The organism is Metapseudomonas phytobenefica (genome assembly GCF_043392685.1).
In the GTDB taxonomy this organism is placed as follows: domain Bacteria; phylum Pseudomonadota; class Gammaproteobacteria; order Pseudomonadales; family Pseudomonadaceae; genus Metapseudomonas.
This window is the reverse complement of record NZ_JBHZGM010000001.1, coordinates 254,320-266,938: the sequence shown is the minus strand read 5'-3', so window position 1 is coordinate 266,938 and position 12,619 is coordinate 254,320. Positions and strand designations below refer to the sequence as shown.

Here is a 12,619-nt window from a genome sequence, read left to right as displayed (position 1 = left end):
CCCGCGATGGAAGAATCAGGAGGTTCAAGTGAACAAGTCGATGCTCGTCGGTGCTGTTTTGGGTGCTGTTGGTGTAACGGCCGGCGGCGCCGTGGCCACCTACAATCTGGTAGGCAACAGTGGCCCGGAGTATGCGGAAGTGCTCGCTGTCCAGCCGATCAATGAAACCGTGAAGACCCCGCGCGAGGTTTGCAACGACGTGGCGGTGACCCGCCAGCGTCCGGTCAAGGATCAGCATCAGATCGCCGGTACCGTGCTGGGTGCGGTGGCAGGTGGTCTGCTGGGCAACCAGGTGGGTGGTGGTACCGGCAAGAAGATCGCCACGGTCGCAGGTGCCGTAGGTGGTGGTTACGCCGGCAACAAGGTGCAGGAGCACATGCAGGAAAGCGACACCTACACCACCACTGAAACCCGCTGCAAGACGGTTACCGATACCAGCGAGAAATTGGTGGGTTATGACGTGAAGTACCAGCTCGACGGCAAGGTCGGCCAGGTGCGCATGGACCACGATCCGGGCCGGCAGATCCCGGTCGGCAAGGATGGCCAGCTGATCCTCGGTCAGCAGAGTGCCGTACAGCCCCAGGGCGGCGTTGCGGGCGTGCAGGAATAATTAGCGTCCAAAAAACGAAAAACCCGGCCAAGGCCGGGTTTTTTGTGGTCGCGTGAAACGCGATCAGCGCTTCAGCGATGGCGGCAGGTGCGGCTGGATGGCGGTCAGCACGGCCTTGAAGCATTTGGTGTTGCCCGCTACCACGTGGCCCTTCTCGAGGAAGTCGTGGCCGCCGGTGAAGTCGCTCACCAGGCCGCCTGCTTCCTGTACCAGCAGGGCGCCGGCCGCCATGTCCCACTCGGACAGGCCGAATTCCCAGAAGGCATCGAAACGGCCGGCCGCGACGTAGGCCAGGTCCAGGCTGGCGGAGCCGGCGCGGCGGATGCCGGCGGTCTGGCCGACCAGGCTGCGGAACATGCCCAGGTAGTTGTCGAGGTTGTCGATCTGGTTGTCGCGGAAGGGGAAGCCGGTGCCGAGCAGGGCGCCTTCCAGGCTCTTGCGCGGGCTCACGCGCAGACGGCGACCGTTGAGGGCGGCGCCACGGCCGCGGCTGGCGGTGAACTCTTCCTGGCGTACCGGATCCAGGACCACGGCGTGTTCCAGGCGGCCCTTGTATTTGCAGGCGATGCTGACGGCGAAGTGCGGCACGCCGCGGATGAAGTTGGTGGTGCCATCCAGCGGATCAATGATCCACAGGTAGTCGGCGCCTTCGCCCTTGCCTTCCAGCAGGCCGCCTTCCTCGCCGAGGATGCCGTGGTTCGGGTAGGCCTTGCGCAGTGCCTGCACGATGGACAGCTCGGCGGCGCGATCGACCTCGGTGACGTAGTCCTTGGCGTCCTTCTCGTTGACGGAGATAACGTCCAGGCGCTCGATAGAGCGGAAAATCAGTTCACCGGCGCTGCGAGCGGCGCGCAGGGCGATATTCAGCATGGGCTGCATGGGGAGTTCACCTGGGTCGTTAAAGAAGAAAGCCGCACATGGTATCAGAAAAAGCTCGAAGCAGGCAGGGGAGGCAGCGTGATTCGTGGCGTTGCGTCGGGGCGTCCGGTAATATTCCGCTCCCTTATAGCTTCCGCTGAGAGACTAGAGCGTTGCTGCAGAACATTCGCGTGGTACTGGTCAATACCAGTCACCCCGGCAATATCGGTGGTGCCGCCCGCGCCATGAAGAACATGGGCCTGTCGAAGCTGGTGCTGGTGGATCCTGAGGATTTCCCCAGCCCCGAAGCACGGGCCCGTGCCTCCGGTGCCGACGACATTCTTGATGCCGCCCAGGTGGTCACCACGCTGGAAGAGGCGCTGGTGGGCTGCAGCCTGGTGGTTGGAACCAGTGCCCGTGACCGCCGCATTCCCTGGCCCCTGCTCGATCCGCGCGAGTGCGGCAAGACCTCGGTGGAGCAGGCCCGGGGCGGCGGTGAAGTCGCCCTGGTGTTCGGTCGCGAATATGCCGGCTTGACCAATGAAGAGCTGCAGCGCTGCCAGTACCACGTGCATATCCCTTCCAATCCGGAGTTCTCCTCGCTGAACCTGGCCGCTGCGGTCCAGGTGCTGGCCTACGAAGCGCGCATGGCCTGGCTGGAAGTGGAAGGACTGCCGAGCAAGGTGGAGAAGGTCGAAACCACCGCCATGCTCAACGCCCAGCCGGTGACCGTCGATGAGCTGGAGCGCTACTACGAACACCTGGAGAGTACTCTGGTGGAGATCGGCTTCCTCGATCCGGAGAAGCCCCGGCACCTGATGTCCCGGCTGCGTCGTCTCTATGGGCGAGCCAATATCAGCAAGCTGGAAATGAATATCCTGCGCGGCATCCTCACTGAGACGCAGAAGGCCGTGCGGGGCGAAACAAGCAAGCGGAGTGACACGTGATGTTCGACAGCATTCGAGAAGACATTCAGAGCGTATTCCACCGTGACCCGGCTGCGCGCAATGCCTTCGAGGTGCTCACCTGTTATCCGGGGCTGCATGCCATCTGGCTGCATCGTGTGGCCCATGCCCTCTGGATTGCAGGCTGGAAGTGGCTGGCGCGGCTGGTTTCCAACTTCAGCCGCTGGCTGACCGGCATCGAGATCCATCCGGGCGCGAAGATCGGTCGCCGCTTCTTCATCGACCATGGCATGGGTATCGTCATCGGCGAAACGGCCGAGATCGGCAACGACGTCACCCTCTATCAGGGCGTGACCCTCGGCGGCACCAGCTGGAACCAGGGCAAGCGCCATCCGACGCTGGAGGATGGCGTGGTGGTGGGGGCGGGCGCCAAGGTGCTTGGTCCTTTCACTGTCGGCGCCGGCGCCAAGATCGGCTCCAATGCCGTGGTGACCAAGGCGGTTCCGGCGGGCGCCACCGCAGTCGGCATCCCGGGGCGGATCATCGTCAAGGCCGATCCCGAGCAGGAAGCCAAGCGCCAGGCCATTGCCGAGCGCTTCGGCTTCGATGCCTACGGCCTGGGGCAGGACATGCCGGACCCGGTAGCGCGTGCGATCGGCCAGCTGCTGGATCATGTGCAGGCAGTGGACGAGCGCCTGGATGGCATGTGCAAGGCGCTCACTGCGCTGGGCAGCGATTACTCTGCCAAGGCCCTCCCGGAGCTGCGCGACGAAGACTTCGCCGGGGTCAAGGACGACGAACCCAAGCCGGCTGCTTGAGGATGGCTTGTTCGACCTTGGTCCAGTGGAGCGGGGGCGGGTTATCAGGATGCTAACGGGATGTGCCTCTGCTATCATGCAGGCCCCTGCAAGATGTAATCCCGACTATTTTGATCAGGCTTATAGTTGACTTAAATAGTCGGGAATTGCATACTCGCTGCATTCCAGCGATCCCGTGGTACCCCACCATGCGACTGACCACCAAAGGCCGATACGCCGTCACCGCCATGCTCGACTTGGCGCTACATGCGCAGCACGGGCCGGTGTCTCTGGCAGATATTTCCGAGCGGCAGGGCATTTCCCTGTCTTACCTCGAACAGCTTTTCGCCAAGCTCCGCCGCGGCAACCTGGTCAGCAGTGTGCGCGGTCCGGGCGGTGGCTACCAGCTTTCCCGTGACATGCATGGCATTCACGTCGCCCAGGTAATCGATGCGGTGAACGAGTCAGTGGACGCCACCCGTTGCCAGGGGCTGGGTGATTGCCATTCCGGCGACACCTGCCTCACTCACCACCTCTGGTGCGATCTGAGCTTGCAGATCCATGATTTCCTCAGCGGCATCAGTCTGGCCGATCTGGTCAACCGTCGCGAGGTCCAGGAGGTCGCTCAGCGGCAGGATCAGCGCCGCAGTGGAAGCAATGGCAGGATGCCGAACCTCGATAAGATTGAAGCGTCTGCCATCGATTGAGCAGGGCGCCGGCCCGTGATTGGCCTCGATACCTGATAGGAGAGCCCCGATGAAATTGCCGATCTACCTCGACTACTCCGCCACTACGCCGGTGGACCCGCGCGTCGCTCAGAAGATGAGCGAGTGCCTGCTGGTGGACGGCAACTTCGGTAACCCGGCCTCGCGTTCTCACGTGTTTGGCTGGAAAGCCGAAGAAGCGGTGGAGAATGCCCGTCGTCAGGTGGCGGAGCTGGTCAATGCCGACCCGCGCGAAATCGTCTGGACTTCCGGTGCCACTGAATCCGACAACCTGGCCATCAAGGGCGTCGCGCATTTCTACAGCGGCAAGGGCAAGCACATCATCACCTCGAAAATCGAGCACAAGGCGGTGCTGGACACCACCCGCCAGCTGGAGCGCGAAGGTTTCGAAGTGACCTACCTGGAGCCGGGCGAAGACGGCCTGATCACTCCGGCCATGGTCGAGGCTGCACTGCGTGACGACACCATCCTGGTTTCGGTCATGCACGTGAACAACGAGATCGGCACCATCAACGACATCGCCGCCATCGGTGAGCTGACCCGTGCCCGCGGCATCCTGTTCCACGTGGATGCTGCACAATCCACCGGCAAGGTCGAGATCGACCTGGAGAAGCTGAAGGTCGACCTGATGTCCTTCTCCGCCCACAAGACCTATGGCCCGAAAGGCATCGGCGCCCTGTACGTTCGTCGCAAGCCCCGCGTACGCCTGGAAGCCCAGATGCACGGCGGCGGCCACGAGCGCGGCATGCGCTCCGGCACCCTGGCGACCCACCAGATCGTCGGCATGGGTGAAGCCTTCCACATCGCCAAGCAGGAAATGGCCAGCGAGAACAAACGCATCAAGGCCCTGGCTGATCGCTTCTGGGCCCAGATCGAAGACATGGAAGAGCTCTACCTGAACGGCAGCGCTACTTCCCGCGTACCGCACAACCTGAACGTCAGCTTCAACTATGTCGAAGGCGAGTCGCTGATCATGGCGCTCAAGGACCTCGCGGTCTCTTCCGGTTCCGCCTGCACCTCGGCCTCCCTTGAACCGTCCTACGTGCTGCGCGCCCTGGGTCGCAACGACGAACTGGCGCACAGTTCCATCCGCTTCACCTTCGGCCGTTTCACCACGGAGGAAGAAGTGGACTACGCCGCTGCCAAGGTGCGCGAAGCGGTAGTCAAGCTCCGTGAACTGTCCCCGCTGTGGGATATGTATAAAGAGGGCGTCGACCTTTCCCAGGTCGAATGGCAGGCGCACTGACGCCACCCTGATGAGTGAGGAATAGTTACCATGGCTTACAGCGACAAGGTCATCGACCACTACGAAAATCCGCGTAACGTGGGCAAGCTCGACGCCCAGGACCCGAATGTGGGGACTGGCATGGTCGGCGCCCCGGCCTGCGGCGACGTGATGCGCCTGCAGATCAAGGTCAACGAGCAGGGCGTGATCGAAGACGCCAAGTTCAAGACCTACGGCTGCGGCTCCGCCATCGCTTCCAGCTCCCTCGCCACCGAGTGGATGAAGGGCAAGACCCTGGATGAGGCGGCTGCCATCAAGAACACCACCATCGCCGAAGAACTGGCCCTGCCGCCGGTGAAGATCCACTGCTCGGTGCTGGCCGAGGACGCCATCAAGGCGGCCGTCCACGACTACAAGCAGAAGAAGGGTCTGCTCTAAGCGCTCGAACGAGTAAGGAGTTGCAATGGCCATCAGCATGACTGAATCCGCCGCCCGTCACGTGCAGCGTTCCATCGAGGGGCGCGGCAAGGGTGAAGGTATCCGTCTGGGGGTGCGTACGACTGGCTGCTCCGGTCTCGCCTACGTGCTGGAGTTCGTCGACGAGCTGAGTGCGGAAGACCTGGTTTTCGAGAGTTATGGCGTCAAGGTAATCATCGATCCCAAGAGTCTGACCTACCTCGACGGCACCGAGCTGGACTTCGTTCGCGAAGGGCTCAACGAGGGCTTCAAGTTCAATAACCCGAACGTGCGCGGCGAATGCGGCTGCGGCGAGAGCTTCAACGTCTGAGGCGTGTGTGGGAACTCCCTGTCATTTTGCGCTGTTTGACCTGAAGCCGGGTTACCGACTGGATCTCGACCAGCTTGCGGCGCGTTATCGCGAGCTGGCGCGCACCGTCCATCCCGACCGATTCGCTGATGCTTCCGAGCGCGAGCAGCGCCTGGCGCTGGAGCGTGCGGCGCAGCTCAACGACGCCTACCAGACACTGAAGAGCGCACCGCGGCGAGCCTTGTACCTGCTGGCCCTGAAAGGGCGCGAGCTGCCGCTCGAAGTCACGGTGCAGGACCCGCAGTTTCTCCTGCAGCAGATGCAGTGGCGGGAAGAGCTGGAAGAGTTGCACGACAGCGCCGACCTGGCGGGTGTCGCTGCCTTCAAGCGCCGGCTCAAGGCTGCGCAGACCGAGCTCGACGTCGAGTTCGGCGAGTGCTGGGATGATGCCGAGCGCCGCGAAGATGCCGAGCGTCTGGTGCGCCGCATGCAGTTCCTCGACAAGCTGACCCAAGAAGTGCGCCAACTGGAAGAGCGCCTCGACGATTAACCCGCGATGCCGTCTTGGTTGCCGGTACGCCTGATAAATAGACAAGCATGGCCCTACTGCAGATCGCCGAACCCGGGATGAGCCCCCAACCGCACCAGCGCCGCCTGGCGGTGGGCATTGACCTGGGTACCACCAATTCGCTGGTCGCCGCTGTGCGCAGCGGTGTCGCCGAGCCCCTGCCGGATGCCGATGGTCAGGTCATCCTGCCGTCCGCGGTCCGCTATCACGCGGATCACATCGAGGTCGGTCGCAGCGCCAAGCAGGCTGCCTCCAGCGACCCCCTGAATACCATCATCTCGGTCAAGCGCTTCATGGGGCGCGGCCTGGAAGATGTCAAGCAACTGGGTGAGCAACTGCCTTACCGTTTCGTCGGTGGCGAATCGCATATGCCCTTCATCGAGACCGTCCAGGGCGCCAAGAGCCCGGTGGAAGTCTCGGCCGACATTCTCAAGGCCCTGCGCCAGCGCGCCGAGAACACCTTGGGTGGCGAACTGGTCGGTGCGGTGATCACCGTGCCGGCGTACTTCGATGAAGCCCAGCGCCAGGCCACCAAGGACGCCGCGCGCCTTGCCGGCCTCAACGTGCTGCGCCTGCTCAATGAGCCGACCGCCGCCGCCGTGGCCTATGGCCTGGACAAGCAGGCCGAAGGCGTGGTCGCCATCTACGACCTGGGTGGCGGTACCTTCGACATTTCCATCCTGCGCCTGACCCGCGGCGTCTTCGAGGTCATGGCTACTGGCGGCGACAGTGCCCTGGGTGGCGATGATTTCGATCACGCCATCGCCAGCTGGATGGTGCAGCAGGCCGGTCTGTCCGCCGATCTGGACCCGGGTGCCCAGCGCAGCTTGCTGCGCGCCGCCTGCGAGGCCAAGGAAGCGCTGACCGATGCCGATAGTGTCGAACTGGCCCATGGCGACTGGCGCGGTGTGCTGACCCGTGAACAATTCGATGCACTGATCGAGCCCATGGTGGCCCGTAGCCTCAAGGCCTGCCGCCGCGCCGTGCGTGATTCCGGCATCGAGCTGGAAGAGGTCGAGGCCGTGGTCATGGTGGGTGGCTCCACCCGCGTGCCGCGCGTGCGTGAAGCGGTGGCGGAAATGTTCGGTCGCCAGCCTCTTACCGATATCGATCCCGACCAGGTGGTGGCCATCGGCGCTGCCGTACAGGCCGATATCCTGGCCGGCAACAAGCGCGGCGAAGAGTTGCTGCTGCTGGATGTGATCCCCCTGTCGCTCGGCCTGGAAACCATGGGCGGGCTGATGGAGAAGGTGATTCCGCGCAATACCACCATCCCGGTGGCGCGCGCCCAGGATTTCACCACCTACAAGGATGGCCAGACGGCCATGATGATCCACGTGCTCCAGGGTGAGCGCGAACTGATCAAGGATTGCCGCTCCCTGGCACGCTTCGAGTTGCGCGGCATCCCGCCCATGGTGGCGGGGGCGGCGAAGATTCGCGTGACCTTCCAGGTGGACGCGGACGGTCTGCTGGGCGTGACCGCCCGCGAACTGGCTTCCGGCGTCGAGGCGAGCATCCAGGTCAAGCCGTCCTATGGCCTGACCGATGGCGAAATCTCGCGGATGCTGCAGGATTCCTTCCAGTACGCCGGCGAAGACAAGAACGCCCGAGCCCTGCGCGAGCAACAGGTCGAGGCCGATCGCCTGCTGGAGGCGGTCCAGGCTGCCCTGGAGGCCGATGGTGAGCGCCTGCTGGATGAAACCGAGCGCGCGGCCATCCTGGATAGCATGCAAACCCTTCGCGAGATTGCGCTCGGCAGTGATGTCGCCGCCATCGAAGCCCAGATCAAGCGCCTGTCCCAGGTGACCGATGCCTTTGCCGCGCGTCGTATGGACGCCGCCGTCAAGGCCGCCCTGTCCGGCCGCCGACTCAACGAAATCGAGGATTGACCCAGAAATGCCGCAGATCATCATCCTGCCCCACGCCGAGCATTGCCCCGAGGGTGCTGTGATCGAAGCGAAGCCGGGCGAAAGCATCCTGGATGCCGCCCTGCGCAGCGGCATCGATATCGAACACGCCTGCGAGAAGTCCTGCGCCTGTACCACCTGCCACGTGGTGGTGCGTGAGGGCTTCAATTCCCTGGAAGCGTCCGACGAACTGGAAGACGACATGCTCGACAAGGCCTGGGGCCTGGAGCCCACTTCCCGTCTGTCGTGCCAAGCCCTGGTCGCGGATGAGGACCTGGTGGTGGAAATTCCGAAGTACACCATCAATCAGGTGTCGGAAGGTCACTGAGACGCGGTTCGGAGCTGGCCGCGCGTCGGTCGCGTCAGAAGCTCGCCCGCAAGGGCGAACTTCGCTGAGCGCCGCTCGCTAGAATCTGTAAACTGCGCATCCTCGCCATCCTTGCTCTGCCTGGCTGGCGAGACTCGAAACCGCCTTTGGAGCGCCATATGAGCCTTAAATGGACCGACGTACTGGAAATTGCCATCCAGCTCGCTGAAGCCAAGCCGGATGTCGACCCGCGCTACGTGAACTTCGTCGATCTGCACAACTGGATCGTGGCCCTGCCGGAGTTCTCCGACGATCCCCAGCGCGGTGGCGAGAAGGTTCTGGAAGCCGTTCAGGCTGCCTGGATCGAAGAGGCCGACTGAACGGCTTCCGCCCCCGGGCTGCGGCCCTACGCATTTCCCCCTGACCCGCGTATAATTCGCGGGTTTAATTTTTCGCTTTAATCCTTGTTTCTGGAGTTTTTCCATGGCTGTCGAACGTACTCTCTCCATCATCAAGCCGGACGCCGTTGCCAAGAACGTTGTGGGCGAGATCATCACCCGCTTCGAAAAGGCCGGCCTGCGCGTCGTGGCCGCCAAGATGGTCCAGCTGTCCGAGCGCGAAGCCGGCGGTTTCTACGCTGAGCACAAAGAGCGCGGCTTCTTCAAGGATCTGGTTGCTTTCATGACCTCCGGCCCGGTTGTCGTTCAGGTCCTGGAAGGCGAGAACGCCATCGCCAAGAACCGTGAGCTGATGGGCGCCACCGATCCGAAGAAAGCCGACGCCGGCACCATCCGCGCCGACTACGCCGTTTCCATCGACGAGAACGCCGTGCACGGTTCCGACTCCGAGGCTTCCGCTGCTCGCGAAATCGCCTACTTCTTCGCCGCCACCGAGGTGTGCGCTCGCATCCGCTGATCGCGAATGGGAGAGGGTGAAGCCATGACTGAATCGACCGGTAAAGTGAACCTGCTGGGTCTGACCCAGCCGCAACTGGAAAGCTTCTTCGAGTCCATCGGGGAGAAACGCTTCCGCGCCGGCCAGGTGATGAAGTGGATTCACCACTTCGGCGTCGATGATTTCGACGCCATGAGCAATATCGGCAAGGCCTTGCGCGACAAGCTCAAGGCCTGTGCCGAGATTCGCGGCCCGGAGGTGGTCAGTCAGGACATCTCCAGCGATGGCACCCGCAAGTGGGTGGTCCGCGTCGCCTCCGGCAGCTGCGTCGAAACCGTGTATATCCCACAAGGTGGCCGCGGCACCCTGTGTGTCTCGTCCCAGGCTGGTTGCGCCCTGGACTGCAGCTTCTGCTCCACCGGCAAACAAGGTTTCAACAGCGACCTCACTGCCGCCGAAGTGATCGGCCAGGTGTGGATCGCCAACAAGTCCTTCGGGACCGTCCCCGCGAAGATCGACCGTGCCATCACCAACGTGGTGATGATGGGCATGGGCGAGCCGCTGCTGAATTTCGACAACGTGGTCGCCGCCATGAACATCATGATGGACGACCTCGGTTACGGCATTTCCAAGCGCAAGGTGACCCTGTCCACCTCGGGTGTGGCGCCGATGATCGACAAGCTGGGCGAGGTGATCGACGTTTCCCTCGCGCTGTCGCTGCACGCGCCGAACGACCCGCTGCGCAACCAGCTGGTGCCGATCAACAAGAAGTACCCCCTCGAAGTGGTGCTCGACGCCTGCCGCCGCTACATCTCCCGCCTCGGCGAGAAGCGCGTGCTGACCATCGAGTACACCCTGCTCAAAGACGTCAACGACCAGCCCGAACACGCCGCCCAGATGATCGAGCTGCTCAAGGACTTCCCCTGCAAGATCAACCTGATTCCGTTCAACCCCTTCCCGCACTCGGGTTACGAGCGGCCGAGCAATAATGCGATTCGCCGCTTCCAGGACCTGTTGCACAAGGCCGGGCACAATGTCACCGTCCGCACCACCCGCGGCGACGACATCGACGCTGCCTGCGGCCAGTTGGTCGGCCAGGTCATGGACCGTACCCGCCGCAGCGAGCGCTATATCGCCGTGCGCCAGCTGAATGCCGAAGCGGAGGCGTCCAACAACGCCGCGAACCGGAACTAGAGAAGGACACCCCATGACCCTGCGCGCTGCGCTGCTCCTCGTTTCCTCCGCATTGCTCGCGGCCTGTGTCTCCACCGGCCAGGTCGATCCGATGAAGACCGACAAGGGTCGTGATGCAGCGCGTGACGCCTACATCGAGCTGGGTATCGGCTACCTGAAGCAAGGGGCCACCGAGCGCGCCAAGGTGCCGCTGAAAAAGGCCCTCGAACTGGATCCGTCCAATGCTGACGCCAACGCGGCCCTCGCCCTGGTGTTCCAGACCGAGATCGAGCCGGAGCTGGCCGGCCAGCACTACCGCAAGGCCCTGTCCTCCCGTACCGATGCGCGCATCCTCAACAACTACGGCAGCTTCCTCTACGAGCAGGGCCGTTACCAGGATGCCTACGAACGCTTCCAGCAGGCGGCGAGCGATAACCTCTATCCCGAGCGCTCGCGCGTGTTCGAGAATCTCGGCCTGACCGCTCTGAAGATGAACAATCCGGCGCTGGCCAAGCAGCACTTCGAAAAGTCCCTGCGCCTGAATCGCCAGCAGCCCACGGCGCTGCTGGAAATGGCCCGGCTGTCCTTTGAAGAGAAGCAATACGTGCCGGCTCGTGACTACTACCAGCGTTATTCCCGGATTGCCGATCAGACCGCCCAGAGCCTGCTGCTCGGATCGCGTCTGGCGACCATATTCGAAGACCGCGACCAGGCCGCCAGCCTCGGTCTGCAACTCAAGCGACTCTATCCCGGCACGCCGGAATATCAGCAATATCTGTCGGAGCAAAGATGAAAGCGTCGCATCCCGAAGCTGTAGCGGCGACCCGAGCCAACCCGGGCGAAACCCTGCGTCAGGCCCGCGAGGGCAAGCATTGGTCACTGGGCGAGGTCGCTCGCCAGCTGAACCTGACCGAGCACGCCCTGCGTCAGCTCGAGGCGGGTGATTTCGAGCAGTTGCCGGGGCACACCTTCGCCCGTGGCTACGTGCGTGCCTACGCCAAGCTGCTGGGCATGGACCAGACTGTCCTGGTCGCCGAGTTCGACCAATACACCGGTACCGATGCCAAGGGCAGCAATGTGCACAGCCTGGGCCGCATCGAAGAGCCCGTGCGCCTGTCCCAGAGCGTGCTGCGTATCGTCAGCTTCATCATCCTGGTGGCCCTTGGCGCCGTCGGCTTCTTCTGGTGGCAGGAGCATTCCAGCGGCAACAGCGAAGAAGCGGCCAGCGTGAACCTGGAGCATGTGGAAGTGGAAAGTGCCGATGGCACCACCCAGATCCACCCCCTCGACGAGCCGGAAGACCAGGCCGTGGCCGAGGCCCAGGAAGGCGAAGCGCCGGCCCCGGCAGAAGTATCCCCGGAAGCGGCTGCCCAACCGGAACAGCAGGTTGCCGCAGACGCTGCCCCTGTTGCCCCGGCTGGCGAGACCGCGCCTGCCGCCGCCCCGGCCGCTGCGGAGCAGGCTCCGGCAAGCGACGCGCCTGCCGCGTCGGCTGCCCAACCGGCCGCGCCGATTGCTCCGGTGGCGACTGCTCCCGCAGCTGCCGCCACCCAGCCGGCAGCTCCGGCCGTTGCGGCCGCGCCTGCCGCCACACCGGCTCCCGCCGGCGAGGCACCGGCCCCCGTGGTTGCCCAAGAGGGCCAGGGCGTGGTGCGTATCCAGTTCACCGCCAATTGCTGGACCCAGGTCACTGATGCCAACGGCAAGGTACTGGTCAGCGCCCTCAAGCGTACCGGTGACAGCGTCGAGCTGGCCGGCAAGGCGCCGCTGGAAGTTCGTCTGGGCTTCGCCCGCGGCGCGCAAGTCAGTTACAACGGCCAGTCGGTCGATGTATCGCCTCATGTCCGCGGCGAGACCGCCCGCCTGAAGTTGGGGCAATAAGCC

Annotated in this window: 16 protein-coding genes; 15 read left to right on the top strand and 1 reads right to left on the bottom strand. The window is 63.6% G+C overall.

Annotation, left to right across the window (positions count from 1 at the left end):
• Window positions 1-28: 28 nt before the first annotated feature.
• Complete coding sequence (locus ACFW0B_RS01225; RefSeq protein WP_449146137.1) at window positions 29-610, top strand: glycine zipper 2TM domain-containing protein; 582 nt, start codon at window positions 29-31, stop codon at window positions 608-610.
• A gap of 63 nt (window positions 611-673) precedes the next feature.
• On the opposite strand, the gene suhB is transcribed toward ACFW0B_RS01225, so the two are convergent.
• Entirely contained in the window at window positions 674-1,489 is an 816-nt protein-coding gene (gene suhB, locus ACFW0B_RS01220; protein WP_449146136.1) for a type III secretion system regulator SuhB, read from the bottom strand.
• A 152-nt stretch (window positions 1,490-1,641) separates the two neighbouring features.
• On the opposite strand from suhB, the gene trmJ reads away from it, so the two are divergent.
• The 14 genes from trmJ (at window position 1,642) to ACFW0B_RS01150 (ending at window position 12,616) form a co-directional block, all read left to right on the top strand.
• Window positions 1,642-2,415 carry a tRNA (cytosine(32)/uridine(32)-2'-O)-methyltransferase TrmJ gene (gene trmJ / locus ACFW0B_RS01215; RefSeq protein ID WP_449146135.1) on the top strand — a complete coding sequence of 258 codons (774 nt, stop codon included), beginning with the start codon at window positions 1,642-1,644 and terminating at the stop codon, window positions 2,413-2,415.
• On the top strand, window positions 2,415-3,191 hold the full coding sequence (gene cysE, locus ACFW0B_RS01210) for a serine O-acetyltransferase (RefSeq protein WP_449146134.1): 777 nt from the start codon (window positions 2,415-2,417) through the stop codon (window positions 3,189-3,191). Before trmJ ends, cysE begins: the two co-directional genes overlap by 1 nt.
• Before the next feature lie 188 nt (window positions 3,192-3,379).
• Entirely contained in the window at window positions 3,380-3,877 is a 498-nt protein-coding gene (gene iscR / locus ACFW0B_RS01205; RefSeq protein WP_449146133.1) for a Fe-S cluster assembly transcriptional regulator IscR, read from the top strand.
• A 49-nt stretch (window positions 3,878-3,926) separates the two neighbouring features.
• Window positions 3,927-5,141: an IscS subfamily cysteine desulfurase gene (locus tag ACFW0B_RS01200; protein ID WP_449146132.1), complete on the top strand. Its 1,215-nt coding sequence runs from the start codon at window positions 3,927-3,929 to the stop codon at window positions 5,139-5,141.
• A gap of 30 nt (window positions 5,142-5,171) precedes the next feature.
• A complete protein-coding gene (gene iscU, locus ACFW0B_RS01195) occupies window positions 5,172-5,558 on the top strand; it encodes a Fe-S cluster assembly scaffold IscU (protein WP_151132043.1) in 387 nt (128 codons plus the stop codon).
• A 25-nt stretch (window positions 5,559-5,583) separates the two neighbouring features.
• On the top strand, window positions 5,584-5,907 hold the full coding sequence (iscA, locus tag ACFW0B_RS01190; RefSeq protein ID WP_449146131.1) for an iron-sulfur cluster assembly protein IscA: 324 nt from the start codon (window positions 5,584-5,586) through the stop codon (window positions 5,905-5,907).
• A 7-nt stretch (window positions 5,908-5,914) separates the two neighbouring features.
• Window positions 5,915-6,436, top strand: a complete 522-nt coding sequence (hscB, locus tag ACFW0B_RS01185; protein WP_449146130.1) for a co-chaperone HscB — start codon at window positions 5,915-5,917, stop codon at window positions 6,434-6,436.
• Window positions 6,437-6,483: 47 nt separating this feature from the next.
• On the top strand, window positions 6,484-8,343 hold the full coding sequence (gene hscA, locus ACFW0B_RS01180; protein ID WP_449146129.1) for a Fe-S protein assembly chaperone HscA: 1,860 nt from the start codon (window positions 6,484-6,486) through the stop codon (window positions 8,341-8,343).
• Between the two features lie 7 nt (window positions 8,344-8,350).
• Window positions 8,351-8,689 (top strand): ISC system 2Fe-2S type ferredoxin, encoded by a 339-nt coding sequence (gene fdx, locus ACFW0B_RS01175; protein ID WP_151132047.1) that lies wholly within the window; start codon window positions 8,351-8,353, stop codon window positions 8,687-8,689.
• 158 nt (window positions 8,690-8,847) lie between these two features.
• Window positions 8,848-9,048 carry a Fe-S cluster assembly protein IscX gene (iscX, locus tag ACFW0B_RS01170; RefSeq protein WP_280374350.1) on the top strand — a complete coding sequence of 67 codons (201 nt, stop codon included), beginning with the start codon at window positions 8,848-8,850 and terminating at the stop codon, window positions 9,046-9,048.
• A 103-nt stretch (window positions 9,049-9,151) separates the two neighbouring features.
• On the top strand, window positions 9,152-9,583 hold the full coding sequence (gene ndk, locus ACFW0B_RS01165) for a nucleoside-diphosphate kinase (RefSeq protein ID WP_044871949.1): 432 nt from the start codon (window positions 9,152-9,154) through the stop codon (window positions 9,581-9,583).
• A 24-nt stretch (window positions 9,584-9,607) separates the two neighbouring features.
• Window positions 9,608-10,756, top strand: coding sequence for a dual-specificity RNA methyltransferase RlmN (gene rlmN, locus ACFW0B_RS01160; protein WP_449146128.1), 1,149 nt, complete (start codon window positions 9,608-9,610; stop codon window positions 10,754-10,756).
• A gap of 13 nt (window positions 10,757-10,769) precedes the next feature.
• Window positions 10,770-11,528, top strand: a complete 759-nt coding sequence (gene pilW, locus ACFW0B_RS01155; RefSeq protein ID WP_449146127.1) for a type IV pilus biogenesis/stability protein PilW — start codon at window positions 10,770-10,772, stop codon at window positions 11,526-11,528.
• Window positions 11,525-12,616, top strand: coding sequence for a RodZ domain-containing protein (locus ACFW0B_RS01150; protein ID WP_449146126.1), 1,092 nt, complete (start codon window positions 11,525-11,527; stop codon window positions 12,614-12,616). Before pilW ends, ACFW0B_RS01150 begins: the two co-directional genes overlap by 4 nt.
• The last annotated feature ends 3 nt before the right edge of the window (window positions 12,617-12,619 follow it).

Bases quoted from the DNA above. Each gene is read 5' to 3' on its own strand.
- suhB (WP_449146136.1), bottom strand. From the start codon at position 1,489: ATGCAGCCCATGCTGAATATCGCCCTGCGCGCCGCTCGCAGCGCCGGT.
- cysE (WP_449146134.1), top strand. From the start codon at position 2,415: ATGTTCGACAGCATTCGAGAAGACATTCAGAGCGTATTCCACCGTGAC.
- iscR (WP_449146133.1), top strand. From the start codon at position 3,380: ATGCGACTGACCACCAAAGGCCGATACGCCGTCACCGCCATGCTCGAC.
- ACFW0B_RS01200 (WP_449146132.1), top strand. From the start codon at position 3,927: ATGAAATTGCCGATCTACCTCGACTACTCCGCCACTACGCCGGTGGAC.
- iscU (WP_151132043.1), top strand. From the start codon at position 5,172: ATGGCTTACAGCGACAAGGTCATCGACCACTACGAAAATCCGCGTAAC.
- iscA (WP_449146131.1), top strand. From the start codon at position 5,584: ATGGCCATCAGCATGACTGAATCCGCCGCCCGTCACGTGCAGCGTTCC.
- hscA (WP_449146129.1), top strand. From the start codon at position 6,484: ATGGCCCTACTGCAGATCGCCGAACCCGGGATGAGCCCCCAACCGCAC.
- fdx (WP_151132047.1), top strand. From the start codon at position 8,351: ATGCCGCAGATCATCATCCTGCCCCACGCCGAGCATTGCCCCGAGGGT.
- iscX (WP_280374350.1), top strand. From the start codon at position 8,848: ATGAGCCTTAAATGGACCGACGTACTGGAAATTGCCATCCAGCTCGCT.
- ndk (WP_044871949.1), top strand. From the start codon at position 9,152: ATGGCTGTCGAACGTACTCTCTCCATCATCAAGCCGGACGCCGTTGCC.
- rlmN (WP_449146128.1), top strand. From the start codon at position 9,608: ATGACTGAATCGACCGGTAAAGTGAACCTGCTGGGTCTGACCCAGCCG.
- pilW (WP_449146127.1), top strand. From the start codon at position 10,770: ATGACCCTGCGCGCTGCGCTGCTCCTCGTTTCCTCCGCATTGCTCGCG.
- ACFW0B_RS01150 (WP_449146126.1), top strand. From the start codon at position 11,525: ATGAAAGCGTCGCATCCCGAAGCTGTAGCGGCGACCCGAGCCAACCCG.